Here is a 25,498-nt window from a genome sequence, read left to right as displayed (position 1 = left end):
ATGTGACAACCTGATGTGTATCGGCTATAATAAATTATCTTAAAAGAGTTAATACATGAATGTAACATATAGAAACATAAAAGAGGTGGCTTTCTTATGGCATCACAAGGATTGGATCGTTTACGTTCTCAAATCGATCAAATGAACTTACAAATTTTACAATTACTAAATGAAAGAGGCCGCCTTGTGCAAGAGGTTGGTAAATTAAAAGAAGTACAAGGTGTGAAACGTTTTGATCCTGTACGTGAAAGAAATATGCTGGATTTAATTGTAGAGAATAATGAGGGGCCATTTGAAACATCGACCTTACAACATATTTTCAAACAGATTTTCCAAGCTGGATTAGAATTACAAGAAGATGATCATCGTAAAGCATTGCTCGTTTCTCGTAAGAAAAAGGCAGAAGATACGATTGTTGAAGTTAATGGTGAAAAAATTGGTGATGGTAACCAGCATTTTATTATGGGACCGTGTGCTGTAGAAAGTTATGAGCAAGTACGTCAAGTTGCTGAAGCGATGAAAGAGCAAGGTTTGAAGTTGATGCGCGGTGGTGCGTTCAAGCCTCGTACATCTCCATATGATTTCCAAGGACTTGGAGTAGAAGGCTTACAAATTTTACGCCAAGTTGCTGATGAATATGATTTAGCGGTTATTAGCGAAATTTTGAATCAAAATGATATTGAAATGGCACTAGATTATGTTGATGTCATTCAAATCGGTGCTCGTAACATGCAAAACTTCGAACTTTTAAAGGCAGCTGGTTCTGTAAATAAACCAGTATTGTTAAAGCGTGGTTTATCAGCAACAATTGAAGAGTTTATTAATGCAGCAGAATATATTATGGCAGAGGGGAATGGCAACATCATTTTATGTGAACGTGGTATCCGCACATATGAAAAGGCGACGCGTAATACGCTTGATATTTCCGCCGTGCCGATTTTGAAGAAAGAGACACATTTACCTGTCGTTGTCGATGTAACGCATTCTACAGGGCGACGTGACCTTCTATTGCCGGCCGCGAAAGCAGCGATGGCGATTGGTGCAGATGCGATTATGGCAGAAGTACACCCAGACCCAGCTGTCGCATTATCAGATGCAGCGCAGCAAATGAATATTCCACAGTTCAATGAATTTATGAAAGAATTAAAAGCATTCGGAAGTAAATTATAAAAAAATTTGTAGTCTATGGAACCTTTTGTTGCATAGACTTTTTACAGAAAATGTCCTTTTTTGCATAAAAAATACGAAAATACGAGAAAAGAAGCGAATTTTTTCGAAACTTTTGCGGGAAAATATTGTATGAGCCTGCGTTTTTATCGTATCATTAGTAAAAGGAAGAACTCGGGACGAGTGGTGGCATCTGCAAATAGAGTTGATGTCTTTTTTTCATTCAAGTGAACCGATACATAAAAATAGATAACATAAATAGAAGGAGTGTGCGAAGAGATGAACGTAACAATCTATGATGTAGCGCGCGAAGCAAACGTTTCGATGGCTACCGTATCACGTGTTGTGAACGGTAACCCGAACGTAAAGCCTACAACAAGAAAGAAAGTATTAGAAGCAATTGATCGTTTAGGTTACCGCCCAAATGCGGTAGCACGTGGACTAGCAAGTAAGAAGACAACTACAGTAGGTGTTATTATCCCCGATATCTCAAATACGTTTTATGCAGAACTTGCTCGTGGAATTGAAGATATCGCGACAATGTACAAATATAACATCATTTTAAGTAACTCTGATCAAAATAAAGAGAAAGAGTTCCATTTATTAAACACGATGCTGGGAAAACAAGTGGACGGGATCGTCTTCATGGGTGAAGATATTACTGATGCCCATATTGAAGAATTTAAAAAATCTCCAGTACCAATTGTATTAGCAGCATCATTTGATGAGCAAAATGAAACGCCATCAGTAAATATTGATTATACGCAAGCAGCTTACGATGCAATGAAGCATTTCCTAGAGCAAGGTCATAAGCGTATCGGTTTCGTATCTGGTCCTTTCGTTGACAAAGCAGGAAGCGCAAAGAAATTACAAGGTTATAAAAAAGCTTTAGAAGAAGCAGGTATTTCATATGATGAAAATCTTGTAATCGATGGAGATTACACATATGATTCAGGCTTAGAAGCCTTTGAAAAATTTTGGAGCATGGATGAAAAACCAACAGCAATCTTCGTGTCTTCTGATGAAATGGCATTAGGTGTAATTCACGCAGCGCAAGATGCCGGATTAAATGTACCAACTGATGTAGAAGTACTTGGCTTTGACAACACACGTCTTGCATTAATGGTACGTCCGCAGCTTTCAACAGTTGTACAACCAATGTATGATATCGGTGCAGTAGCAATGCGTCTACTAACAAAATATATGAACAAAGAGAAGGTAGAAGATCATACAGTTATTTTACCTCACCGCATTCAATTTAGAAATTCAACGAAGTAACAAAATAAGAGCGCACAGCTACTGCTGTGCGCTCTTATTTTTCTACATATTCAGGACAATATTGATTAACATTAATTTGTTTTCAAGAAATTGAAAAGTTCTTCAGTATTCCATAAATCGTGTTCAATACAAATTTGTGCAGTACGCTTGAAACTTTGTACTACATCATCCAAGCGAAAAGAATCGTATTGCCGCACATTACCTTCTACTATCGTTTCATCGTCTTCTAGGTTAATCGATATTTTTAGCAATACTGTATTTGTTTCTATATGTACTACTTCAATGCAAAAAAACTTCTTATCTAAGTCGATTGTAATATAATCAAATCTTTCTGTTTGTTTAAAGTAACCTACATGATTATCTTCCAATTGTAATCCTTCCTAGTATTTAGCCTATGTTGGAAGACATTCGCTATATATGGTGTTATTTCTTGTTATATGTCACATAAGATTAAATTCAACTATTATAAGGCAATGTCATGTATAATAGAAAGAAAAGACTGGTGAGGGGGGAGAAGAGATGATCGTTCTTTGGATAATTACGCTTTGCATGACTGCCTTTTTTGCATATATGACTTTAAAACAAAATGGTTTGAAGCGATTTGTTCCAGGAAGTATTCTTGCAGGAATTGCCCTTATCACGTATGGAGTTTCTATTTTTACGAAAAGTGTATCAGTTGATGTGAGCACGAGTTTCATGTTTATCGGAATTACATTATTTGCTGGTAGCATTATGGTGCTCATGGTTGCAGGTATTATTTTATTTATTCATATGAATTCAGAAACGTTATAATATATAAAAAAGGCATGTCCTATGGGGCATGCCTTTTTTTCATTTCATTATGCTCTATCTTTAGAAGAGTTTTGTTGCTTCAGTAAGTCGCGAATTTCGCCAAGAAGAACTTCTTCTTTTGTTGGTTCTGGAATTTCTTCTGTCTTTTCTTCTTCTTTTTCTTTTTTCAACGTTAGTTTATTAAACAGTTTAATGAATAAGAAGATAGAGAATGCGATAATTAAGAAGTCGACAACTGTTTGAATAAATGCACCATATTTTACAACTGCGCCACCAAATGTAAAGGAAAGTCCTTTGAAGTTTATTCCACCAAGTAGTAGACCAATTAATGGCATGATAACATCGCCTACTAATGAAGAAACAATTTTACCGAATGCACCACCGATTACGACCCCGACAGCTAAATCCATTACGTTCCCTTTTAAGGCGAATTTTTTAAACTCGTTCCACATGTGTTATTCCCATCCCTTCCACGATTCAATATGAAATTTATAATTCCTATCAACATATTTTATAGAAATTTGTGATAGAAATAAAGGGGAAATGGGAATGAAAGTAAATTCTGAAAAATGTATCCGTTTTATTTTTTAGTTAGTAGATTGTAGTAAAGAATGTAACATTTGTTGTGATTTTAAGCCTTCCACGCCATCTACTACTGGTTTTGTATCACCTTGTACACATTCGATGAAATGGTGTACAGCATCTTCAAATCCACGCTGCTTTAAGGTTGTTTCCCACGATGGTGAACCACTTTGTGAAGTGCGATTATTTTGTTCAACTTCAAATGTGTTCATGTTTTTTACACGAATAATTTTTCCGGTTGTTACAAGTTCAATTTGTTCTAAATTTGTACCAGCGTGGCGATGCATCGCTGTAGAAAGTAATAGGCCATCTGCACTTGTATACGTATGATGTCCGTAAAGAAGCTCATTCTCGTCGTTTACTTGCATCATATTATGAACGACATTAAGGTCGCCATTAGCTAGCCAACGAGCAGTATCTACGATGTGTAAATAGTCGTCTAGCATCGTAAAGTCGTATGTGTATGGTCCAACTTTATTTGTACGATGCTTCTCAATTCGGATCCATGAAAGATCCTTTGCCTCTTCTTTTGCAGCGACATACATAGGGACGAAGCGACGATTAAAACCGACCATTAACTTGCGATTATACTTTTCGCTCATTTCTACTAGTTTTTCAGCTTGTTCCACTGTAGCTGCTAACGGTTTATCAACATAAACATCGATTCCTTTTTGGAGAAGTTCAGAAACGATTTCGTAATGTGTTGCAGTTGAACTATGAACGAATATCGCGTCACATTCTGAAGCCAGTGCCTGCAGATTAGTGAAATCTTGAATACGATATTGCTCACAAATTTGTTTTCTTTTATCGACATTAGGTGTAAACGCTCCCACAAAAGTCCAGTCTGTTTCTTTTGTCAATGTTGGAAGGTAAGCCTTTTGTGCAATACTACCTAATCCAATCATTCCAATACGAGGTTTATTCATGTGTTTTCCCACCTTATTATGTATATAGGTTGTCTAGCCGTGTAGCTATGTGACGGAATAACTGTAGCATAGGCTTGGGAGAATGGCAAAAAATAGATTTGAAAATGATAAGTTTTTATAGGAAATGAGCTTTTATTTACTCACTTCTAATAAAATCTTTTCTATCACTTTAAAGTTATGAGTACGAGCATGCTGCAACGGAGTAACACCATCATGGTCTGGAATATTTACATCTGCGCCGTGTTCAATAAGAAGACGAATGACTTGTTGTTGTGTTTCATCTCCGTTACTTAGTACAATGGCTTCCATTAAAGCGGTCCATCCAAGGTTATTTACATGGTTTACATCGATATTTGTTCGAGTGAGGAGTTCTTTTATAACATCAATATAGCCATGCTCTGAGGCTGGAATAAGTGCTGTTCCGCCGTAACGATTCGTAAGCGCAGGATCAGCACCGGCATCAATCGTTAGTGTTAAAATGTCTAAATAACCTTCTGCTCCGGCGTATAGAAATGGATTGTTTTTCATATCATCTTGGATGTTTACGTCAGCTCCAGCATCAATAAGGGCTTTTGCAGTTTTTATATCATTTTCATATGTAGCAATCATAAGTGGAGTGCGTCCTTTACTATCCGTTGTATTTATATTTGCTCCCTTTTTTAGTAAAGATATAACAGTATTAGTTTCTTTTTTCTCAGTAGCTGTTAGTAGCGCTGTCTCCATGCTTGTCACTTGTCATCTCCTTTTTAACTTCTTGTTCTTGTGAGCATCCTTGTAAAAAAATTACGCAACATATCATGCTGAATGTCTTTTTGAACATGGAATTTCAACCTCCTTTTGTAAGCAGTTCGGCATCCTAATTTAAACTGTAAAATAGGAACATTAAATTTTTATAAACTGGTGCTAAAATAACTATAAAATCGCTTGAGTATTAGGAAATATATTTTTATGCTTATGAATAACAAGGTTGGGTAAAGTGCAACTTTAATCAGTGTTTTTTTTCTATCCCCCACTGGTTATGAGCCCACACCAATCGGGTTTTTACGGGCAGTCTGACTCTCGCCTAACCTCTTTGTTTCTTCCGAATTTTGAGGTGGAAGTCTTACTGCCAGTTAATACGGGGTAAAGTGAGGATTTAAATTATGTCTATTAAAACAAGATTTTTATTTTCTTATATCGCGGTTATTCTCGTCTCCATTACGCTTATATTAGTTGCGGGGTTTTTAATTGTTTTTTCGATAACCGGTGACTTGGAATCAGTGAAAAATTTCTACAAAAGTTCTTACATTCAAAAGCCGTTAACAGCAGAAGAAGAAAATGCTTTTCTTGAATTGAAATTAGCGGCCAAACAGCATCAATCTCAATTATTAGATGAATCGTTCGTGTCATCAATCGAAAAAGAGGATGTGAAAATAGTTGTAAGAAAAGGAGAAACAATTTCATATGCTTCAAAAGTATTTGAAAGTTTGTACTTGAAAGAAGCTCTTCCGAAATTTGAGGAAACAAATATTAATAGTCGTGGCACAACGGAAGTAAATGGTACATTTTATCGATATGTAAAATTCGATTTTTATTTTCCGCAGAAGGAAAAAGGGAGTATATTTGTACTAAAAGAGCAAAGTTCGTATGTAGACCTTACACAAAAATTATTTCCAATTTTATTCGTGTCGCTATTACTTTTAGCCATTTTACTCATTGGACTATTAAGTTATTTTGTTTCAAGAAGTGTTATAAAACCAATCTTTGTATTGAAAGATGCGACTGGGAGAATTAAAGAAGGAAATTTAGATTTTCAAATTCCAGTTACATCACATGATGAGATTGGGCAGTTAAATCAAGGGTTTGAGGAAATGAGGAAGAAGTTAAAAGAGTCGATTGAAGTACAAACGCAATATGAAGAAAATCGAAAAGAACTCATTTCAAATATCTCTCATGATTTAAAAACACCTATTACATCTATTATAGGGTATGTTGAAGGAATAAAAGATGGGGTGGCAAATACGCCGGAAAAAATGGATAAATATTTAACAACTATTCATACGAAAGCAAAACATATGGACACACTCATCGATGAACTATTTTTGTTTTCTAAGTTAGATTTGAACCGAGTTCCATTTCAATTTGAAACGATAGAGTTAAATATGTTTATGCAAGATTTAATAGAAGAGATACAGATGGATTTAAGTGAAGAAGGTATATATATATGCTTACAATTACTGCATGCATCACCACTATATGTAACGGCAGATCGTGAAAAAATAAAGAGAGTTATATCGAATTTAATTCATAATAGTGTGAAATACATGGATAAAGAAGAGAAAAAAATTACCGTTACAGTATCCAGTAATGAAAACAAGGTTACTGTGAAAGTTATGGATAATGGATCAGGGATAGAATCTGAGACGCTTCCATATATTTTTGAGCGGTTTTATCGTGCAGAACAATCGCGAAATTCTAGTACAGGTGGGAGTGGACTTGGTTTAGCGATAGCGAAGCAAATTGTTGAAGAACATGGGGGAAAGATTTGGGCAGAAAGTAAGCTTGGAGAAAGCACAAGTATTTTCTTCTCATTGGAAAAAGTACAGGAATGTGGTGAGTAGATTGAAGAGAATTTTACTAGTAGAAGATGAAGTAAGTATTGCAGAATTGCAGCGAGATTATTTAGAGATTCACGATTTTCAAGTGGATGTAGAGCATTCTGGAGAAACGGGCTTACAGATGGCCTTGCAGGAAGATTATGATTTAATTATTTTAGATATTATGCTTCCGAAGATGAATGGATTCGAAATTTGTAAACAAATACGCGCTGTAAAAGATATTCCTATTTTACTTGTTTCAGCAAAGAAAGAAGATATTGATAAAATTCGTGGACTTGGATTAGGAGCGGATGATTATATAACAAAGCCATTTAGTCCAAGTGAGTTAGTTGCAAGAGTCAAAGCACATATTTCTCGTTATGAAAGATTATTAGGAAATATGGGTAAGCAACGTGATACGTTATTCATTCATGGGATTTCTATTGATCAGCGAGCTAGAAAAGTTTTTATAAATAATGAGGAAGTTGCGTTTACAACGAAGGAATTTGACTTATTAACATTTTTTGTGACGCATCCAAATCAAGTATTAAATAAAGAACAGTTATTTGAACGGATTTGGGGATTAGACTCAGCAGGTGATTTAGCGACAGTTGTTGTTCATATTAGAAAGTTACGTGAAAAAATTGAAAGAGATCCTGCTCATCCGCAATATATTGAAACAGTGTGGGGAGCTGGTTATCGTTTTAATGTGTAGTGAACCTGTCAAGTAATTGACAGGTTTTTTGTTCCTAGTATTGGTTTGGAATAAAGTTTGATTCATTTAATGTTTTTTATGCCACTAACGCACCATCTCAAATTGTCATTTTTCCACAATTAATTATTCGAGAGTATGTCCTGATATATAAAGAGTGAGCACAATTCTTACTACAGAATTGTGCCCGAGTGCGGAAGTTACTGTTACTTTTTTAGGAGGAATTGTTTAACCCCTTAAGCTCATTGAAATCTGCCAGGCTACAAACCAAAATTCTTAATATAATTTCCAATCAGCTAGTTTTCTTTATCTACTTGGTGAAAGCTACTCTCCAGCTGTAATTTTTCAGTATGAACGAACATATTCGCTGCTGGCATTTGTACTTGATTCTCATGGAATATAGACATTAGTTCAAACCTTACTCGCCTGGAAGTTTCAAAATACTCCTCAGGTTTAACCAAACCTACAATACAAAATTCGTACCCAACATATTTAAGATTTGGATTTAAGTCTGTAACACCAATATAGTGAAATGATTCAACAGCCTCGTCCTCTATCCTATATAGGCTTTGATCCAGTTTTTCATTGCAGATAACACACACTTTTTCTAACAATTCCTTTATTCTTGTAGGATCTTCTTGATAACTTACCGTAATCCTTTCAATAACCCGCATCCAGCCTTTATTAAAATTTTGTATCGTTCTAATCTCTCCATGTGGGATGGTAAGAAGTTTTCCCGACCATTCACGAATTTGCATAAAGCGAATACTGATTTCCTCAATGGTACCTGAACTTGTTCCGTTAAAAGTAACAAAATCGCCGACACGAAACTCTTTGTCCGTTAATCTTGCAAGCCCTAATATAACATCTTTTAGCATCTGTTGTGCAGCAAAACCGACGACAACGCCGGCAATCCCTGCACCTGCAAGAATACCTTTTATATCTACAAATTGACTAATTAGATAAAAAACAAGACTGATTAAAATTCCATACCTAAAAATTGATCGAATTACACTTTGAATCGTCCGTTCTACTTCTTCATCAAAAAAGCTTGACTTCCTAAAGAACCAATCAATAATACGGTTTATGATAAAGGAAAAAGTCATGAGGACCAAAGCAAATAGTGTAAATCTTAAAAGTAAAAACTCCCTTACATAATTAAAAAATTCCTCAGTAAAAGTTAATACATTCATCCATCCACTTCCTTAACTATGTATTTTGATTTTTCTTCCCAGTTCATCTTCAACAATAGGACCCTTTAACGAAACAACTTATTGTCACTCAACAGTTCCGTAATCGATCTTTCCATTCCCGATGTTCTTTTCCTTTTTACTATAAATATACCCCTTTAGATTATCTAAAGGGGTATAACAGTGCAATTTTTTTATAAACGGTACGACTTTATTTCAAATTCACAGCAGCAACCATCTATCGATTAATTCGGTAGGCGGTTTTAAAGTTATTCAAAAATCTACTTAGTATCCTATAATCCAAAATTCAAACAAACAACTATTTGAAAAAAGATTGATTAAAATGGAATTACTCTTTTTCTCTAAATAACTAAGGGTTTATGAATTTTTATGCTCTACTGACATTTTGCTTGACTGTGCTCGTGAAAGTACCAAAGTTGCTACTATAGCTATTGCAACTCCTAATGCGCCTATCCAGGAAACTGAAGATAGTGATACTTTCTCAACAAAAATACCCCCAATTCCTGCACCAGCTGCCATTACCAATTTCATTATTGACTGATTTAAACCTAATAATATACCTGCTGACTCTGGTTCAATCGTAGCCAAATTATATTGTTGTGTTGGTCCCGATGACCATGTAGCAAATGACCATAGTATTAATATTATTAAAACACTAATATAAGAATTTGTTACAATAGATAATAATACTAGCATAATGATGTGTAACGACATTCCACTTAACAGTGTTTTTTGAACTCCCCAACGATCTGTACTAAATCCACCAAATTTAGAACCAAATAAACTTGCGATACCAAAAATTAGCAATAAACCACTTAAAAGATTTTCCTCTATTCCTGATACATGTAATAAGTAAGGTGAAAGATAAGTATAAGCAACTGAATATCCCCCAAGCCAGAAAAAAGTAATTGCCAATCCAATTGTAACCCTTCTTTTCTTAAGAAGAGCCAACTGTTTAACTAGTGGTACAGACTTATCACCTTTAATAAGTGGAATAGATGCTCTAATTATTATCATCGCAAGAATTCCTAGCAGTGCTATTCCACCAAAAACAGCTTTCCAACCTAATGTACTAGAAATAATTCTTCCAAGAGGTACCCCTATGATTAAGGAAGCGGTAAACCCCATAACCACTGTAGCAATCGCGCTGCCTTGTTTACCTTCTGGTGCTATCTTTGCAACGATAGTTAATGCTATAACAACAACCATTCCTGCCCCCAGTGCCATAATTACTCGAGCTAATACAAATAATCCGTAACCTGGTAAGATGAATGCCAAGATATTACCTATTACGAACAAACCTAGCGAAAAAATCATTAGTTTACGTCTGTCAATACTAGATGTTATTCCCATAAGAATAGGTGTAAATATTGCATATACAAGTGAGAATATTGTAATGAATTGACCTGCTGCAGCCAAAGTTATTCCAAGTGAATCTGCTATCGTATCTAAAATTCCTGAAATAATATATTCGGAAGTTCCAACTGAAAAACTAACAATAGCTAAGATATAAATCTTCAATTTTATATAAAATATAAAAAGGTATAACTTTCTTTAATTAGTGGAAGATCTTATGAAAGTGCAAGAAGTATTACTTGATGGTAATAGGAAAATGTATTTGCTTCTTGATGAAGGCGGAATACCTGTAGTTCCGGTGATGAAGTATTTAAAGTGTTTAGATGTAACAGAAAAAAGCAGCAAACTCCTATTATTCTATTTCCACTAAAGAACCCTTCAACTTTTTAATTCAGATTTACTTTTTCTTTCAATTTCCCCCTTTAGATCACTATACCTAAAAAGGACAAAGTATCGTAACTTTCTTGCAAATAGCACGATTTTATTCAACACATCACATCTTTTTTATAAACATCGCTACTTTCTTTTAAATTCACATCTAGAAAAATATCGGATAAAAAATATATTATCTTTATTTTATCTTTTTTTAATAATTTATTTATAAGCAATTTATACCTGCTATTTATTATAAATATCACAGGAAGCAATGAAAATATTGATCATAAATTTGGAGGGTATAAAGATGAAAAAAATGAAATTTTTAGTACCGGCAGTACTTGGATTTACAGTGCTTGTAACAGGGTGTACGCAAGGTGAAACGAAGGCGGAAACAAAACAAGAAACGAAGCAAGAGGCGAAGAAAGAGAAGAAAAAACAGCAAGCACAAATTACGAAACTAGAGCCATTAAACGCAATGACATTACAACTAACATTTTCTAAACCTTTATCAGAAGAAGAGGTGAAATTAGAAAACTTAGATGCTATTAAGAAAAATTTCGTATTTAGTAACGGATTAGAAATTGTAAACGTACCACGGTTAAAAACAGGAGCAACGAGTACATATATCGTACCCGTTAAAGTGCAAAAGCCAGGTGAAAAATATACGTTAAGTTATAAGGGCGGGAAAAAAGAAAAGTTTGAAGGGAGTTCGGAAAAAATTAATATTCGTCAGGCGAAGCAAGTGACGAATGATACATTTGAAATTGAATCATTTTTAGAAGATGGTGTGACAGATTACGCGAACATTATTGAAGCATATAAAGCTGGAAGAGGCGATCAAGCCTTCCAATTAGATGATGAAAATAAAGATAAAGACGGTAAACAATATCAAGTTATTTCTTCACTTCGTGATAGAAAACTAACAATTACAGCAAGTTCGGGTGAAAAAATTGAAGTTGGATATGTTCCGTTCACACAAGCGGCAGATGGTAGACAAGCGCCTAAATTCCGCTTACCTGCTGGTCAAACGTTGAAACTAGGAACAGAATACACAATTACGTCTGATTGGGCGACTGTTAAAAACCCGAAGTTTACTGCTTCGTCTATCGCTCCGTTAGTCATTCAAAGTGCAGAAGGGATAGATAATAACTCTCTTCAAGTTACATTAGACAAAGATCCGAGCATGGAACTTTTTGCTGGTAGAAAAGTAGAATTGCAAAGTGAAGACGGAAAGAAAGTAGAAGCGCAATATCGTTTCAGTTCTCGAAAAGGTGCAGTAGGAATCTTTGATTTACAAAACGGTGCAACGTTGCAACAAGGAATGAAATATACAGTGGTGCCAATGGGAGGCTGGGCAACTGGCGAACAGGTTACGTTTGTAGGGAAATAAAATATGAAAAAAGTAGCAGGTTTAGTGCCTGCTACTTTTTTTGTGTAACGATTTATAAAATTCTTGAGTAGAAGAAGTGAACTTAGTGACTTCTTCTAAAAAAGGATAATGATTACTATGCTCAAATGGAACGAAGATAGAATTAGGCATGCCCTCATGCATCTCGATAGAGTATTGAATAGAGCACTGCGCATCGTGCCTTCCGCAAACAATAAGCGTCTTTGCTTGGATAGAAGGTAAGTACTCTCTCAAATCAAATGAAGAATATTCATGAGCGAAAGCGTTCATCCGACTGGCGGACATTGTTTTTTGGATGGATTTACAAAAATAAGAGTTATAGTTTTCAGGTTTGTACAAAGATAATTTTGTTCGTTTAGTAGATAATTCTTTTCTTTCTTCATTTGTAAGATGGGGGGTTTTTAAGTTCTCGATAAGCTCTTGCATATAATGAAACTGTGGGTGTGCGGGGTGATAAATACAAAATGATGTTTCGGTATAGTTACTGGCCGCAGCTCCAACGATAACTAATGATTGTAAGGAATTTGGATATGTAATCGCGTATAAAAGCCCAAGCATACCGCCTGTTGAATGACCAGCGAAATGCCATGTAGGAAATTGTAAAGCTTCTCTTATTGCTTCCAAGTCATGAATCGTTTCAATCATACTTAATTCATTTTCTGAATGAGCTTTTACAGAATTACCAGCGTCTCGTAAATTAACGAGGAATACACAATGTGTAGAAGTGAAAGCATCCGCAAAGTAATCGCCAGTTCCATTAAATTGTGAATAGTGATGCGTAATGCAAAGTGGCTCGCCATCGCCTTTTGCAAAAAGTTCGAATGTGCCACGATTTGTATTGATGATTTGTTGTTTCCACATAATATCACTCCTTTTCTTATTAGAGCCATGGATAGTCCATTAGTAACCAAAAAATATCAGCGATTTTTCGAATATATCGACCATAACTAAAAAAATATCGGCGATTTTTAAAATATATCAGCGATTCGACACGGGATATCGACTTAACAACAAAAAACGACAATGATAGCAAACTATGAATAAAAGGAGGCTGTTAAAAACGAGCCTCCTTTCTGCTTAATACAAAGACTTTGTCATATTATTCCGAATAATTTCAAGAGATTTCGCCACAGTTAATGCATTTTTTTCTTCAATTTCTAGTTTGCGAGGGATAGGTTTATACATGTTGTCTGAATCTTCCCATGTGAGGGGAAGTTTGGCTTCTGCTTGTCCTTTCCAAGCGTCAATCCATTCTGGAGGGAGATAACCTGAGATGTTTTGGATGTTGTTCATTTCGAGCCAAATGAGTGCCCAAGCTCTTGGAACGACGCGCCATAGGTCGTAGCCACCGCCGCCGACAGCAATCCAGCGACCATCGCAATATTCATTAGCGATTTCACGAGCGAGCTTTGGTATTTCGCGATAAATGTTCATCGTTGCGCAAAGGTGTGTAAGTGGATCGTAATAATGTGCATCAGCACCATTTTGCGTTAAAATAATATCCGGTTTAAAGTATGCTGCAACTTCTTTTACAACCGTTCGATACGATTCTAAAAATGATTCGTCTTCTGTAAAGGCATCAAGCGGAACGTTAAAAGAATAACTATATCCATTCCCTTGTCCGCGTTCATTTACAGCACCAGTTCCAGGAAATAAATAACGCCCAGTTTCATGTAATGAAATGGTGCATACGTTAGGATCGTCGTAAAATGACCACTGTACACCGTCACCGTGATGAGCATCTGTATCAATATATAAAACGCGTAAACCGTATTTTTTCTGTATATATTTCATTGCGATAGAGCTATCGTTATAAATGCAAAATCCAGATGCTTTACCGCGAAAGCCGTGATGTAAGCCGCCACCTAAATTAAGTGCATGTTTCACTTTCCCGGAAAGAACAGCATCTACAGCTGTTAACGTACCGCCAACGAGTAATGCACTTGCTTCATGCATATGTGGAAACATCGGTGTATCTTCTGTTCCGAGCCCATACGTCATCGCAACTGATTTTTCTAACTTTCCTTCTCCAGCAAGTTTTACCGCATTTATGTACTCCTCTGTATGAATGAATGCAATTTCCTCATCTGTAGCCATTCTTGGTGAAATGACTTGAGAAGGGGAGATAAAACCACTTTTTTGTAATAAGTCGTACGTAAGTGTGACGCGCAGTTGGTTAAAAGGATGTTCAGGGCTAAATGAATAGCCCCGAAAGTCATCCGAATAAATGAAGGCGCTACTCATGCTTGCATCCCCATTATGTTCGGCCATAAAACACGATAGCCTTCTGTTTCAAGTGCTTCAATCACCCTTAGAGGATTCATCGTTTGAATGCGGAAAACGAGTACTTTATCATTCTCGTCTTTTGCTGGATAGACGAGAACGCTCACAATGTTAATTTGTAAATCGCTAAAAATAGCAACGACTTTTCCAAGAATACCAGGTTCATTTTTTACTTGAATTTCAATTTGCGAACTAGGCTGATGTGCCCCTGTTAATTTTACTAATGTGTGCAGTACTGTAGATTCGGAAATAATTCCTACTAGCTTTCCAGCCTTTGTAACAGGGAGACAGCCAATTTTATTTTCAAAAAATAAAGTAGCAATTTCCTCAACGAAATCGAGAGGATGGCAAGTCATAACAGGATGTTTCATAATGAGTTCGATCGGTTGCTTCAGCATATCGAGTGAAACTTGTTCATCAAGAATTGATGGACTTGCATCTCTTACATCTCGATCAGAAATAATGCCTACTACGTGATTATTTTGATCGACAATTGGAATGTGCCGAATACCTTTCGTACGTATCGTTCGGATTGCTGTTTCGATTGTATCGTCTGGATGCAATGTTACTACATTTTGATTCATAATTTCTTCTACAATCATTCCAGTTGCCCCCTTTTTTAATACATAAAACGGTTGTGAAAACGTAGACGATCGAATGCTTGAATGGAATCCGTATCGACGCGTTTACCGATGCGAACCATTAAACAGTTAGCGGGGTGTGAACAAATTTCAGGATCGTCTGTAGCCATCCATTGTAAACCACCGGCATTCATCATTTTTTCCATTACTTTTCGGTATTCCCAAACATTTAAGCCTGTTTGTTTTAAATCCCAGTGCCAATAATATTCAGTCGTTAATATAATGTAATCTTCCATATGATCGTCCATCATTGAAACCTCTAATAAGTTTTTTCCGACAGAGCACCCGCGAAAGGCTGGGACAACTTCAATCGCCCCAAGTTCAATTAAGTTTTCCATCTTTCCTTCTGACCATCGCTCGAGCGGATCAGGGTACAAGTATGTAACATATCCAACGATCGTTTGGTCATGTCTAGCAATAATGAGACGAGCTTCTGGTAATTTAGAAATTTCGACAATTGCTTTATATTGCTGCTCGGCAGGACGAAACGCAATTAAGTCTGGATGAAATTCATACATTTCAAGATTATGTGTAGAGACAGGACCTTCAATAATTAAAGTTCCTTTCGCTGTTTTTAAGTTTCTGGCATTATATATTTTTTTATGAATCAATGTATTGCTCACCACCTTGAGGGTTTGTGAATCTATTAATATCGTACTTTATAATATATGCGATGTGAATCGAATTTTGTCATTAAAAATTTGTCTAAAAACCAACAAATATACTGAAAATTTTAAATAATATCATTATAATAGATAATAGAATACATAGGAGGGGGATGTAAAGTATGAAAGTGGAAACGCTTCCTGTCATTAAAGGAGAAAATAATTTGCCGAATTATGAAGAGGCATACACGAATTTTAACTGGGAAGAGGTTAATAAAAATTTTACTTGGAATGAAACAGGCCGAGTAAATATGGCGTATGAGGCAATTGATAAGCATGCGAAATCCGATAGAAAAAATAAAGTAGCGCTTTATTATCAAGATGGATCGCGAAAAGAGAAATATACATTTAAGGAAATGAAGGATTTTTCTAATAAAGCAGGAAATGTCCTGAAAAATTATGGCGATGTTGAAAAAGGCGATCGCGTTTTTATTTTTATGCCGCGTTCTCCAGAATTATATTTCGCACTTCTTGGTGCGGTGAAATTAGGGGCAATTGTTGGACCGCTATTTGAAGCATTTATGGAAGGCGCAGTTCGCGACCGTTTAGAAGATAGCGAAGCAAAGGTGTTAATTACAACTCCTGAATTGTTAGAGCGTATACCATTAAATGATTTACCAGCTTTAAAAACAGTCTTTCTTGTTGGAGACAATGCAGAAGAAGGTGGTAAACTTGTAGCGTTCAATCCTTTATTTGAACAAGCTTCAAAAGAATTACATATCGAATGGTTAGGCCGTGAAGACGGTTTAATTCTTCATTACACGTCTGGTTCTACTGGTAAGCCAAAAGGTGTCCTTCATGCGCAAAACGCAATGGTTCAGCACTATCAAACAGCGAAATGGGTATTAGATTTAAAAGAAGATGATGTATATTGGTGTACTGCTGACCCAGGCTGGGTAACTGGAACTGCTTACGGTATTTTCGCACCGTGGTTAGTCGGAGCATCAAATGTTATTTTAGGTGGGCGCTTTAGTCCAGATGCATGGTATGAGGCATTGCAAGATTACGGCGTAACAGTTTGGTATAGTGCACCAACAGCGTTCCGTATGTTAATGGGAGCTGGACAAGAAGCAATTAAAAAATATGATTTATCACAGGTTCGTCACGTATTAAGTGTTGGTGAGCCATTAAATCCAGAAGTAATTCGCTGGGGTATGAACGCATTTGGTCTTCGTATTCATGATACGTGGTGGATGACAGAAACAGGTGGACAAGTTATTTGTAACTATCCTTGCATGGAAATCCGTCCAGGTTCAATGGGGAAACCAATTCCAGGCGTGAAAGCAGCGATTGTTGATAATGAAGGAAATGAAGTGCCTCCATACACAATGGGGAACTTAGCGATTGCAAAAGGTTGGCCATCTATGATGCGTGCGGTTTGGAATAACCCGCAAAAATATGAGTCTTACTTCATGCCAGGAGATTGGTACGTATCAGGTGACTCTGCATATATGGATGAAGATGGGTACTTCTGGTTCCAAGGACGTATTGATGATGTAATTATGACGTCAGGTGAACGCGTTGGTCCGTTTGAAGTAGAAAGTAAATTAATCGAGCACGCTGCTGTAGCAGAAGCTGGTGTAATTGGTATTCCAGATCCGGTGCGCGGGGAAATCATTAAAGCATTTATCGCGCTTCGTGTAGGGTATGAACCATCTGATGAATTAAAAGAAGAAATTCGTCAATTTGTAAAGAAAGGCCTAGCAGCTCATGCAGCGCCAAGGCAAATTGAATTTAGAGATAAATTACCGAAAACGAGAAGTGGTAAAATTATGCGCCGCGTATTAAAAGCTTGGGAGCTAAACTTACCAACAGGTGACTTATCAACGATGGAAGATTAAGAAAGAAAGGCCTGAACAAGTAATATGTTCAGGCCTTTCTTTCTTATGATATCATTAACTTATATATATAAGTTAAAGGGGATAGTATGATGAAAACAGAAAAAGAAAAGATGGTACTAGGAGAAATGTACATACCGGCTGATTCAGTTTTAGTACAAGAAAGAGAGCAAGCACGTATATTAACGAGAAAATTAAATGATACGCCAGAAGAGCAATTGAAAGAGCGTAGCGAAATCGTAAAAGAATTATTTGGAACGACAGGAGATAATATTCATCTTGAATCTTCTTTTAGATGTGATTATGGCTATAACATTCATGTCGGTGAAAATTTTTACGCGAACTTTGACTGTACGATTTTAGACGTATGTCCGGTAACAATCGGAGTGAACTGTATGTTAGCTCCAGGTGTTCACATTTATACAGCAACGCACCCGCTCGATCCAGTAGAACGCACAAGCGGATCAGAATACGGGAAACCAGTTACAATTGGCGATAACGTATGGATTGGCGGAAGAGCAATTATTAATCCAGGTGTAACAATTGGAGACAATGCGGTGATCGCATCTGGCGCTGTCGTAACGAAAGATGTGCCTAATAATGTAGTAGTTGGCGGGAATCCTGCAAAGATTATAAAAAAACTAAAATAATATTTGAACGAAGTGCCTTCCTCGTCTGTATACATTTATGAAAGAATAGATGAGGGAGGCTTTTATATGTCTAATAAATTACTTCTTACTTTTGCTTTAATTGGAATTATAGTCGTATTTTCTTGTGGTTTGCTATTACCGATGCCAATCGGATTTAAAGTTTCAATGATTATAGCTGGAGTCATGATGATCGTTATGTTTTCCATCATCATTCCATTTGATAGAAAACATATAGTACGGAAAAAAGGATATAAAATTGATTTTACAAAAACAAAAGTGTATTTTCGCTGGAATGTATTTGATACGATTTCGGCTTGTCTTGCAGTGTATGCATGCATATGCGTGCAAGCATTAAACATTTTAGTTTCAACCGGCCATACGATACAAAACCCGTATGTTCAATTTTTTACGAATCAATCGCAAGTATGGATTATTGTCGCAAGTGTATATTTAATTTCCCGCATTTCGTTAACGTTAAAAGGAATAAAGGAGATCAAAAATCATGGCGCAGATTGGGATTGAGGAAGAGCTCATGCTTGCGTATCAAAGTGGAGATAAACAGGCTGGGGAAAAACTATACGTTTTAATTAAACCAGCGCTCTATACATTTTTGTATCGCTTTAACCGAGATGAACAATTAAGTATCGACCTCGTGCAAGATACGTTTTTGACGTTAGAACGAAAGAAGCATATGTATGAACTTGAAAAAGGAAAAATAAAAACGTATTTATTTCAAATCGGTTATCGTCTTATGATTAATAAATTAAATAGGAGAAAAAAGTGGCGTACGCTTTTGCCGTTTTTAGTGCCGATTCAGGAAAACGAGTTTTCTCACGAAGATTGGCTCACAGTAAGAGAAGCAATTTTGAAAGTTCCGGAAGAACAGCGGGCTGTCCTCATTCTTTCTTATTATCATGATATGCAGCAAAAAGAGATTGCAGAGATATTAAATATTCCGATTGGAACAGTGAAATCGAGACTCTATAACGGGATGAAAAAATTAAAGCAATTGCTGGAGGTGGATGAAATTGAGCGAAAATCCTTTTAAGAATGAATATAAGTTAAAGCAGCATTTAGATAGTGATCATGTAGAAATACCGGACTTTCCAAAAACGGTAAGTCACTTCGATCGATTAATTGGATTTCTTGGTTCTCCAGCGAAAGATCCTGTGGAGGCGACGATTGGGAATGATTTATCGGTTGTGTTTCATGTATCGTTATTAGTTGGAGTTCCAATTCTTTCTCTCATTACGATACTCTTTGCGACGTTGTAAAGGATTGGCAAGGGGAGAAATCCTACCTCTATTTGACACGCCTATATAAATGATGGTATAAAGAAAAGTATATGAATAATTGAGCGTGGAAAGGGAGAAGTAGTGATCATTTCCCTGTTTTAGAGAGCTGATGGCCGGTGAAAATCAGCACATAGATGATCGCGAATTACGCCCCTAGAGCATCTTTTTTCGATTGAATTGTATTCAAAAGGGAAAAGACGGTGCTAAGCCGTTATGTAAATAAGGTGGTAGGCTTTTTTTGCCTGCAACTAGGGTGGTAACGCGATAATCAAAATCGTCCCTTATTTGAAGGGGCGATTTTTTTATGTTTTCAACCTTCACGCCAGTAATGAACTTAAAGGAGAGTATGTAGGATATGGGTATTTTACAAGATCTTGAATTTCGTGGTCTAATTAATCAGCAAACAGATGCTGAGGGCCTTGAGCAATTATTAGAAAAAGAAAGCGTTAAATTATACTGTGGTTTCGACCCGACAGCAGATAGCTTACACATCGGTCATATGTTACCAGTATTAATGTTACGTCGTTTCCAATTAGCTGGTCACCAACCAATCGCACTTGTTGGCGGTGGTACTGGTATGATCGGTGATCCAAGTGGTAAAAAAGCAGAACGTACATTAAATACGAAAGATACAGTTGCTTACTATACAGAAAGCATTAAAAACCAACTTTCAAACTTCTTAGAGTTTGAAAACGTGGACAACCCAGCAACAATGGCTAACAACTATGATTGGCTTGGTAACTTAGATGTAATTTCATTCTTACGCGATATCGGTAAAAACTTCGGTTTAAACTATATGTTAGCAAAAGATACAGTGGCATCTCGTTTAGAAACTGGTATTTCATTCACTGAGTTCAGTTACATGATTTTACAATCATACGACTTCTTAAACTTATACCAACACCATAATTGCCGCTTGCAAATCGGTGGTAGTGACCAATGGGGTAACATTACAGCTGGTCTTGAATTAATCCGTAAATCAGAAGAAGATGCGAAAGCATTCGGTTTAACAATTCCACTAGTTACAAAATCTGACGGTACGAAGTTTGGTAAAACAGAAGGCGGCGCAATTTGGTTAGACCCAGAGAAAACAACTCCTTACGAGTTCTACCAATTCTGGATTAACACAGATGACCGCGACGTTGTTAAATACTTAAAATACTTCACATTCTTATCTCATGAAGAAATTCTTGAGCTTGAGAAGCAAGTAGCTGAAGCACCAGAAAAACGTGCAGCACAAAAAGCATTAGGTTCTGAAATGACAAAACTTGTTCACGGCGAAGAAGCGTTAGAGCAAGCAATTAAAATTTCAGCTGCATTATTCAGCGGTTCTGTAGCAGAACTGACTGCAAATGAAATCGAACAAGGATTCAAAGACGTACCATCTGTAGAACGTACTGCAGAAGATACAGTATTAATCGACTTACTTGTAGAAAGCAAAATCTCTCCATCAAAACGTCAAGCACGTGAAGATGTAACGAACGGCGCAATCTACGTAAACGGTGAGCGTACACAAGCATTAGACTACGTTGTAACAGAAAACGACCGCATCGAAGGTAAATTCACAATCATTCGCCGTGGTAAAAAGAAATATTTCTTAATTCGTTACTAATCAGAAACGAATGTAAAACAAATAGTACCCCGAATTGTAGGCTGAAAAGTTTATGATTCGGGGTTTTTATGTATGAATTTAGATTGCCGTATGAGTTCTTTTAAATAGAATATGAAGAATTAATATGAGCATATAAAGTAAACTAATTAGCATAACAACAAATGCCGCGGGATAGAATTTTGCCGCATATATAAAGAAATCGATTTGATAAATATCTTGGTAATTTGAAACTGTACCTTTAAAGTAATTCGTAAACTTAGCGCTATATTTCCATTCATCAGGATAATCTATTAAATTACTCCCCTGATACCAACTCATAAGTGCTGAAGTAATAAACAGCATACATGTACTGCCTAATTGAACCATTTGGTTTATTGTCAAAAGAAATCCACCTCCTATTTTATGGTTATTATAGCGTGCATTCGTATTCCTGTAACCTTTTTGTTGTAATCTCCTTTTCGAGTTCATACGGAAATCACATGTAAACGGTATGATATGTGCATAACATAAAAGAAGGGAGTGGTAAAACAAAATGTCACTAGAAGCGCTCATTATTTTTTCTTTGCTAAATGCGGGTCAGCTTGCAGAGAATTCGAAGGTTGATGTACATAAAGAGCAGAAAGATGCTTATGTATATGTTCAAAAAGAGGAAAATAAATAACTTTAATATATATAAATAAAAGCTACTTGAAGTAACTGTTTAGTTGTCTTCGGTAGCTTTTTAAATTATGAATAAATGGGAATTAATTCTCGCTTGAAATCTTCGTACATTTCAAAGGCAATTTTCATGATTTCTTTGAGTTCATCGTAACTGTGGAAATATAGCACGGGTACTTTTTCCGTGTCATTTGATAACAATCTTATAAATATGTCCCAAGGGTCTCCAGCTCTAACTTCACCATTATGCCATGCTTCCCAAATCAATTCAGCAACACCATATTTTAAGCTGATGTTGAATCTAAAGGCGTAGATATCTTTGTTTTTTACTTCTCCTACAATAAAAAAGTCTTCTTTTTTATTGTAACGAGCTTTATAGCCAAGAGACTCGAATACTTCGATCGCTTTTTTATTTTCATAGTTTTCAAATGTATTTGTTCTATCGGAAAATTTTTCTGATAAGGCTTTATATCTTTCTACAAAGTCAATTTTCTCAAGTACCTCTTTTATTTCAAGTTCTAAATCATATGCCAACAATTATTCCTCCCTAAACCTAATATCAATATCATATTTTTCTTTTGCTAATTTTATATATTCCTCTATTCGTTCAAAATTTTTATTAGATGCTGGAATCTCTAAAATTTGTTTTCCTTCTAGTGATTTTCCATCTATTCTTCTATATTTATTTGAACGAATCTTGGTTCCAACAGCATACTTATCTTTCATTTCTTTCAAATGTTTTTCAAAAGTTTTAATATCAATATCTGCTAGATCTGTAGCTTTTCTGGAAACTATTTCTCCTTTAATTGGGTCATATGAATCTAATCTTTTACCATTACTTAAATGGACCTCATTATTCGGATACCATCTGTTTTTTTCTGCATTTTGATTAAAACGATTTCCTCTTGCCATAGGTGAATCTTTTGTCCAATAATCACTTGCTTCTTTCCAGTTCAATCTATCTTTAGGTACTTTACCGTCTTTTGCTTTTCTAACACAATATTCCGCATATTTTAATTCTAAATCAGATTCGACAAACTTACCATCTTTTAAAAGATTTTTAGCGGAACCTCCAGAAGAAGAGTGAAATCTTTGCAAAGTATCAATACTATTTTGAACGGTATTATACCAGACAAATGTACCATGTGTAGCAACACCTGCTCCAGCGGTTGTAAGAGCTAAATCAGCTGGGATAACAATTGGTGATGCTGCCCCGAAAGTTACTCCCTCTAACAATACGGTTCCAACATTTGATCCTGTTACAATAGCTATACCGCCCAAAATTTCAAAAATAGATCCTACCCCTGATACAAAATTCCCCACAAGATTTCCAGCTTGAAAGGTTATTTTGTTTTCTAATTCATTGCCCATTGGTAATTCCACGCCTGTAAAGTTTTCAGCGGCTGAATTACAAATTCCTTGGAAGAATTCCCAAGTGCCAATAGCTGTTTTTTGATACCACGGTCTATTAGCTTCTTGTTCTTGCAAAGCTATTTTTTCTTCAATTTCTTTTTTTATTTCAGCTTCTTGAACTCTTTCCTCTGCCATTTTTTGAATAGAGGCTATCCACTCCATATTCAACCCTTGCGTACTAAATGTGCCACTTACAGGACTAAAACCTTTTCCGCTTTGTACTTCAGCTAAACCTGTCGCAATACTAGCAGCTAATTGAATCGCTGTATTATAGTTATCACTAGATGTTTGATTAAATTCATATAGGTGCTCTAGCTTTTCTTGCAGTTTACGCCTCATGTCAGCAAATAGATTTACTATAGCATCCATGCCCGAGATTGGCATAGCTTGATTGATCGCTTCCGTACTTGCTATCATTCGATCAATTTCTCGAATTTGTTCTAGTAATTCTTGTTCAATAACATCTGTTGAAGCTACCTGTGATTGAAAGTCACTTGGAAAAGCATCATTTTGACGGATTAATTCTTCGCATAAGTAAATGATTCCTTGTGCTAACGGACGAAAGGTTTGTAAGAAATATGCTTTTGCACTGCTATATGTTTGTCCTTGTAGAACAGTATCCAATGCAAAAGCGTCAATAGAATGAATAATTTGTTCCATACCTTGAATAGTAGCGGTACAGAAAGAGTTCATACTTTCTGTTTGAGCTTGTACTTCACCGAGATACATATTTAAAGACATGAACTTTCCCTCCTCTTACAAGAAAATAATACCAATTTAAGGAAGTGATTATAAATGGAATATTCTAATAATTTTACGGTTAAAGAGGTACTTGTTCATTAAGTTTTTTAATCTTATTCAGATGCTCGGGTGATGAAGAGGTTTTTAAGATTGAATGTAAATAAAAAAGGGAAGGTAGATCATGTAAAAATAATATTAACAAAAGGAGAGTATAGGAAAGAAAAATGAGTTATGGGATAGAGCGTAGTATGTTTCCGGTGTTAGAAGAAGAGGGGAATTTTTATTAATGTGAATAAAAAATTGATGAAATTCTAGAGAGAGGGTTAAGCTTTATTAACTATAGATTTGCAGTTCTTTTTTATTTTGTTACATTGTTCCGTTTCTATACATGTACCGGCTATATTCAATAAAAAAAGCCCAGGCCCCTTGATAAACAAGGTTCCTAAGGCTTTTAATACGACTCTTTGCAGAGTACCGAGATTAACGAGAGTAGAACTCTACGATTAATGCTTCGTTGATTTCAGCTGGTAACTCAGAACGCTCAGCGTGACGAGTGTAAGTAGCTTCTAATTTGTCAGCATCGAAAGTTAAGTATTCTGGTACGAAGTTGTTAACTTCGATCGCTTCTTTAACAACAACAAGGTTGTTAGATTTTTCGCGAACGCTGATAGTTTGACCAGGTTTAACGCGGTAAGATGGGATGTCTACGCGAGCGCCATCTACCATGATGTGGCCGTGGTTTACTAATTGGCGAGCTGCGCGACGAGTGCGAGCTAAGCCCATGCGGTAAACTAGGTTGTCAAGACGAGCTTCAAGAAGGATCATGAAGTTTTCGCCGTGCTTACCAGGCATTTTACCTGCTTGGTCAAATGTGCGACGGAATTGACGCTCAGTCATGCCGTACATGTGACGAAGTTTTTGTTTCTCTTGTAATTGTAAACCGTATTCTGAAAGTTTCTTACGTTGGTTAGGACCGTGAGGACCTGGTGCGTAAGGGCGTTTTTCTAATTCTTTTCCTGTGCCGCTTAGAGAGATTCCAAGACGACGAGACAGTTTCCAAGCTGGACCTGTATAACGAGCCATAGTTGACTCCTCCTTTAAAATGTTTTTATTTTCGTAAAATAAAAACAGACGTAATCGATATTTACGGGTATTTTGTTTTCATGTACCTTCGCTCCAGCAGCAGGGAGTTACGAGATACACCTCCGCAGAGGAACAAAATACAAACGATAAACTCACATTACAAGGCTGCCTTTTTATTTTACACAAACGCTATTATATCTTTTAGCCGTCATTTCGTCAAGCGAGTAACTTTTT

General features: G+C 36.2%; 27 protein-coding genes, 1 pseudogene and 1 other annotated feature. Of the genes and pseudogenes, 14 read left to right on the top strand and 14 right to left on the bottom strand.

Annotated elements, in window-relative coordinates; genetic code table 11:
• Nucleotides 1–96: 96 nt before the first annotated feature.
• Entirely contained in the window at nt 97–1,170 is a 1,074-nt protein-coding gene (locus tag DJ93_RS09030; RefSeq protein WP_042980363.1) for a bifunctional 3-deoxy-7-phosphoheptulonate synthase/chorismate mutase, read from the top strand.
• Between the two features lie 276 nt (nt 1,171–1,446).
• Nucleotides 1,447–2,445 (top strand): catabolite control protein A, encoded by a 999-nt coding sequence (ccpA, locus tag DJ93_RS09025; RefSeq protein WP_042980362.1) that lies wholly within the window; start codon nt 1,447–1,449, stop codon nt 2,443–2,445.
• Nucleotides 2,446–2,516: 71 nt separating this feature from the next.
• Here the strand turns inward: ccpA and dhp61 are convergent, their stop codons facing one another.
• Nucleotides 2,517–2,813, bottom strand: coding sequence for a protein Dhp61 (dhp61, locus tag DJ93_RS09020; RefSeq protein ID WP_042980360.1), 297 nt, complete (start codon nt 2,811–2,813; stop codon nt 2,517–2,519).
• A gap of 151 nt (nt 2,814–2,964) precedes the next feature.
• On the opposite strand from dhp61, the gene DJ93_RS09015 reads away from it, so the two are divergent.
• Nucleotides 2,965–3,237, top strand: a complete 273-nt coding sequence (locus DJ93_RS09015) for a DUF3917 domain-containing protein (RefSeq protein ID WP_042980358.1) — start codon at nt 2,965–2,967, stop codon at nt 3,235–3,237.
• A 47-nt stretch (nt 3,238–3,284) separates the two neighbouring features.
• On the opposite strand, the gene mscL is transcribed toward DJ93_RS09015, so the two are convergent.
• From mscL to DJ93_RS09000, 3 genes and pseudogenes are all read right to left on the bottom strand, one after another.
• Nucleotides 3,285–3,689, bottom strand: coding sequence for a large conductance mechanosensitive channel protein MscL (gene mscL / locus DJ93_RS09010; protein WP_042980357.1), 405 nt, complete (start codon nt 3,687–3,689; stop codon nt 3,285–3,287).
• A gap of 135 nt (nt 3,690–3,824) precedes the next feature.
• The gene (locus tag DJ93_RS09005) at nt 3,825–4,745 is read right to left on the bottom strand and encodes a Gfo/Idh/MocA family protein (protein WP_042980356.1); all 921 of its coding nucleotides are present in this window, start codon (nt 4,743–4,745) and stop codon (nt 3,825–3,827) included.
• Between the two features lie 132 nt (nt 4,746–4,877).
• Nucleotides 4,878–5,565: pseudogene (locus tag DJ93_RS09000) on the bottom strand (ankyrin repeat domain-containing protein).
• Nucleotides 5,566–5,887: 322 nt separating this feature from the next.
• On the opposite strand from DJ93_RS09000, the gene DJ93_RS08995 reads away from it, so the two are divergent.
• Together DJ93_RS08995 and DJ93_RS08990 are read left to right on the top strand one after the other, a co-directional pair.
• A complete protein-coding gene (locus DJ93_RS08995; protein ID WP_042980353.1) occupies nt 5,888–7,345 on the top strand; it encodes a sensor histidine kinase in 1,458 nt (485 codons plus the stop codon).
• 1 nt (nt 7,346) lies between these two features.
• Nucleotides 7,347–8,036 (top strand): response regulator transcription factor, encoded by a 690-nt coding sequence (locus tag DJ93_RS08990; RefSeq protein ID WP_042980352.1) that lies wholly within the window; start codon nt 7,347–7,349, stop codon nt 8,034–8,036.
• Nucleotides 8,037–8,329: 293 nt separating this feature from the next.
• Here the strand turns inward: DJ93_RS08990 and DJ93_RS08985 are convergent, their stop codons facing one another.
• Both DJ93_RS08985 and DJ93_RS08980 read right to left on the bottom strand, forming a co-directional pair.
• Nucleotides 8,330–9,226 (bottom strand): mechanosensitive ion channel family protein, encoded by an 897-nt coding sequence (locus DJ93_RS08985; protein WP_042980351.1) that lies wholly within the window; start codon nt 9,224–9,226, stop codon nt 8,330–8,332.
• Nucleotides 9,227–9,601: 375 nt separating this feature from the next.
• Nucleotides 9,602–10,771, bottom strand: coding sequence for an MFS transporter (locus DJ93_RS08980; RefSeq protein WP_042980350.1), 1,170 nt, complete (start codon nt 10,769–10,771; stop codon nt 9,602–9,604).
• A gap of 46 nt (nt 10,772–10,817) precedes the next feature.
• Here DJ93_RS08980 and DJ93_RS30270 point away from each other — a divergent pair, with 46 nt between their 5' ends.
• Together DJ93_RS30270 and DJ93_RS08970 are read left to right on the top strand one after the other, a co-directional pair.
• Nucleotides 10,818–10,970 (top strand): transposase, encoded by a 153-nt coding sequence (locus DJ93_RS30270; RefSeq protein WP_338151484.1) that lies wholly within the window; start codon nt 10,818–10,820, stop codon nt 10,968–10,970.
• Nucleotides 10,971–11,282: 312 nt separating this feature from the next.
• Nucleotides 11,283–12,368 carry a hypothetical protein gene (locus DJ93_RS08970; protein WP_042980349.1) on the top strand — a complete coding sequence of 362 codons (1,086 nt, stop codon included), beginning with the start codon at nt 11,283–11,285 and terminating at the stop codon, nt 12,366–12,368.
• Between the two features lie 21 nt (nt 12,369–12,389).
• Here DJ93_RS08970 and DJ93_RS08965 read toward each other — a convergent pair whose 3' ends face one another.
• From DJ93_RS08965 to acuA, 4 genes are all read right to left on the bottom strand, one after another.
• Nucleotides 12,390–13,247, bottom strand: a complete 858-nt coding sequence (locus DJ93_RS08965) for an alpha/beta fold hydrolase (protein WP_042980348.1) — start codon at nt 13,245–13,247, stop codon at nt 12,390–12,392.
• A 216-nt stretch (nt 13,248–13,463) separates the two neighbouring features.
• Nucleotides 13,464–14,630, bottom strand: a complete 1,167-nt coding sequence (gene acuC / locus DJ93_RS08960; RefSeq protein WP_080743406.1) for an acetoin utilization protein AcuC — start codon at nt 14,628–14,630, stop codon at nt 13,464–13,466.
• Nucleotides 14,627–15,271, bottom strand: a complete 645-nt coding sequence (locus DJ93_RS08955; protein WP_042980345.1) for an acetoin utilization AcuB family protein — start codon at nt 15,269–15,271, stop codon at nt 14,627–14,629. The genes acuC and DJ93_RS08955 overlap by 4 nt, the downstream gene beginning before the upstream one ends.
• 17 nt (nt 15,272–15,288) lie before the next feature.
• On the bottom strand, nt 15,289–15,921 hold the full coding sequence (gene acuA, locus DJ93_RS08950) for an acetoin utilization protein acetyltransferase AcuA (protein ID WP_042980343.1): 633 nt from the start codon (nt 15,919–15,921) through the stop codon (nt 15,289–15,291).
• A gap of 176 nt (nt 15,922–16,097) precedes the next feature.
• On the opposite strand from acuA, the gene acsA reads away from it, so the two are divergent.
• The 6 genes from acsA to tyrS all read left to right on the top strand — a co-directional run bounded on the left by acsA (nt 16,098) and on the right by tyrS (nt 21,370).
• Nucleotides 16,098–17,816, top strand: a complete 1,719-nt coding sequence (acsA, locus tag DJ93_RS08945) for an acetate--CoA ligase (protein ID WP_042980342.1) — start codon at nt 16,098–16,100, stop codon at nt 17,814–17,816.
• Nucleotides 17,817–17,902: 86 nt separating this feature from the next.
• Entirely contained in the window at nt 17,903–18,463 is a 561-nt protein-coding gene (locus DJ93_RS08940) for a maltose acetyltransferase domain-containing protein (protein WP_080743405.1), read from the top strand.
• A 66-nt stretch (nt 18,464–18,529) separates the two neighbouring features.
• Nucleotides 18,530–18,985, top strand: coding sequence for a hypothetical protein (locus DJ93_RS08935; protein WP_042980340.1), 456 nt, complete (start codon nt 18,530–18,532; stop codon nt 18,983–18,985).
• Nucleotides 18,966–19,511: an RNA polymerase sigma factor gene (locus DJ93_RS08930; RefSeq protein ID WP_042980339.1), complete on the top strand. Its 546-nt coding sequence runs from the start codon at nt 18,966–18,968 to the stop codon at nt 19,509–19,511. The genes DJ93_RS08935 and DJ93_RS08930 overlap by 20 nt, the downstream gene beginning before the upstream one ends.
• Nucleotides 19,492–19,737, top strand: a complete 246-nt coding sequence (locus DJ93_RS08925; RefSeq protein WP_042980338.1) for a hypothetical protein — start codon at nt 19,492–19,494, stop codon at nt 19,735–19,737. Before DJ93_RS08930 ends, DJ93_RS08925 begins: the two co-directional genes overlap by 20 nt.
• 77 nt (nt 19,738–19,814) lie before the next feature.
• Nucleotides 19,815–20,043, top strand: a binding site (T-box leader).
• Between the two features lie 70 nt (nt 20,044–20,113).
• On the top strand, nt 20,114–21,370 hold the full coding sequence (tyrS, locus tag DJ93_RS08920) for a tyrosine--tRNA ligase (protein ID WP_000512079.1): 1,257 nt from the start codon (nt 20,114–20,116) through the stop codon (nt 21,368–21,370).
• Nucleotides 21,371–21,448: 78 nt separating this feature from the next.
• On the opposite strand, the gene DJ93_RS08915 is transcribed toward tyrS, so the two are convergent.
• Nucleotides 21,449–21,838 carry a YjdJ family protein gene (locus tag DJ93_RS08915; RefSeq protein WP_080743404.1) on the bottom strand — a complete coding sequence of 130 codons (390 nt, stop codon included), beginning with the start codon at nt 21,836–21,838 and terminating at the stop codon, nt 21,449–21,451.
• A gap of 64 nt (nt 21,839–21,902) precedes the next feature.
• Between DJ93_RS08915 and DJ93_RS08910 the strand changes: the two genes are divergently transcribed.
• The gene (locus tag DJ93_RS08910; protein WP_000050944.1) at nt 21,903–22,031 is read left to right on the top strand and encodes a hypothetical protein; all 129 of its coding nucleotides are present in this window, start codon (nt 21,903–21,905) and stop codon (nt 22,029–22,031) included.
• Between the two features lie 65 nt (nt 22,032–22,096).
• On the opposite strand, the gene DJ93_RS08905 is transcribed toward DJ93_RS08910, so the two are convergent.
• The 3 genes from DJ93_RS08905 to rpsD form a co-directional block, all read right to left on the bottom strand.
• The gene (locus DJ93_RS08905; RefSeq protein WP_042980336.1) at nt 22,097–22,561 is read right to left on the bottom strand and encodes a hypothetical protein; all 465 of its coding nucleotides are present in this window, start codon (nt 22,559–22,561) and stop codon (nt 22,097–22,099) included.
• A gap of 3 nt (nt 22,562–22,564) precedes the next feature.
• Nucleotides 22,565–24,181 carry a T7SS effector LXG polymorphic toxin gene (locus DJ93_RS08900; protein WP_042980334.1) on the bottom strand — a complete coding sequence of 539 codons (1,617 nt, stop codon included), beginning with the start codon at nt 24,179–24,181 and terminating at the stop codon, nt 22,565–22,567.
• Between the two features lie 480 nt (nt 24,182–24,661).
• Complete coding sequence (rpsD, locus tag DJ93_RS08895; protein ID WP_000135312.1) at nt 24,662–25,264, bottom strand: 30S ribosomal protein S4; 603 nt, start codon at nt 25,262–25,264, stop codon at nt 24,662–24,664.
• Nucleotides 25,265–25,498: the final 234 nt, after the last annotated feature.

The organism is Bacillus clarus, assembly GCF_000746925.1.
GTDB classification, from domain to species: domain Bacteria; phylum Bacillota; class Bacilli; order Bacillales; family Bacillaceae_G; genus Bacillus_A; species Bacillus_A clarus.
The sequence above is the reverse complement of the archived record's forward strand: the minus strand, read 5'-3'. Positions and strand labels throughout refer to the sequence as shown.

Excerpts from the sequence above, each read along its gene's own strand:
- DJ93_RS30270 (WP_338151484.1), top strand. The coding sequence starts at position 10,818 with ATGAAAGTGCAAGAAGTATTACTTGATGGTAATAGGAAAATGTATTTG.
- DJ93_RS08965 (WP_042980348.1), bottom strand. The coding sequence starts at position 13,247 with ATGTGGAAACAACAAATCATCAATACAAATCGTGGCACATTCGAACTT.
- mscL (WP_042980357.1), bottom strand. The coding sequence starts at position 3,689 with ATGTGGAACGAGTTTAAAAAATTCGCCTTAAAAGGGAACGTAATGGAT.
- DJ93_RS09005 (WP_042980356.1), bottom strand. The coding sequence starts at position 4,745 with ATGAATAAACCTCGTATTGGAATGATTGGATTAGGTAGTATTGCACAA.
- DJ93_RS08940 (WP_080743405.1), top strand. The coding sequence starts at position 17,903 with ATGATGAAAACAGAAAAAGAAAAGATGGTACTAGGAGAAATGTACATA.
- acuC (WP_080743406.1), bottom strand. The coding sequence starts at position 14,630 with ATGAGTAGCGCCTTCATTTATTCGGATGACTTTCGGGGCTATTCATTT.
- DJ93_RS09030 (WP_042980363.1), top strand. The coding sequence starts at position 97 with ATGGCATCACAAGGATTGGATCGTTTACGTTCTCAAATCGATCAAATG.
- tyrS (WP_000512079.1), top strand. The coding sequence starts at position 20,114 with ATGGGTATTTTACAAGATCTTGAATTTCGTGGTCTAATTAATCAGCAA.
- DJ93_RS08985 (WP_042980351.1), bottom strand. The coding sequence starts at position 9,226 with ATGAATGTATTAACTTTTACTGAGGAATTTTTTAATTATGTAAGGGAG.
- DJ93_RS08995 (WP_042980353.1), top strand. The coding sequence starts at position 5,888 with ATGTCTATTAAAACAAGATTTTTATTTTCTTATATCGCGGTTATTCTC.
- DJ93_RS08910 (WP_000050944.1), top strand. The coding sequence starts at position 21,903 with ATGTCACTAGAAGCGCTCATTATTTTTTCTTTGCTAAATGCGGGTCAG.
- acsA (WP_042980342.1), top strand. The coding sequence starts at position 16,098 with ATGAAAGTGGAAACGCTTCCTGTCATTAAAGGAGAAAATAATTTGCCG.
- ccpA (WP_042980362.1), top strand. The coding sequence starts at position 1,447 with ATGAACGTAACAATCTATGATGTAGCGCGCGAAGCAAACGTTTCGATG.
- DJ93_RS08970 (WP_042980349.1), top strand. The coding sequence starts at position 11,283 with ATGAAAAAAATGAAATTTTTAGTACCGGCAGTACTTGGATTTACAGTG.
- DJ93_RS08900 (WP_042980334.1), bottom strand. The coding sequence starts at position 24,181 with ATGTCTTTAAATATGTATCTCGGTGAAGTACAAGCTCAAACAGAAAGT.
- DJ93_RS08930 (WP_042980339.1), top strand. The coding sequence starts at position 18,966 with ATGGCGCAGATTGGGATTGAGGAAGAGCTCATGCTTGCGTATCAAAGT.
- DJ93_RS08955 (WP_042980345.1), bottom strand. The coding sequence starts at position 15,271 with ATGATTGTAGAAGAAATTATGAATCAAAATGTAGTAACATTGCATCCA.
- DJ93_RS08915 (WP_080743404.1), bottom strand. The coding sequence starts at position 21,838 with ATGAACTCGAAAAGGAGATTACAACAAAAAGGTTACAGGAATACGAAT.
- DJ93_RS09015 (WP_042980358.1), top strand. The coding sequence starts at position 2,965 with ATGATCGTTCTTTGGATAATTACGCTTTGCATGACTGCCTTTTTTGCA.
- rpsD (WP_000135312.1), bottom strand. The coding sequence starts at position 25,264 with ATGGCTCGTTATACAGGTCCAGCTTGGAAACTGTCTCGTCGTCTTGGA.
- DJ93_RS08935 (WP_042980340.1), top strand. The coding sequence starts at position 18,530 with ATGTCTAATAAATTACTTCTTACTTTTGCTTTAATTGGAATTATAGTC.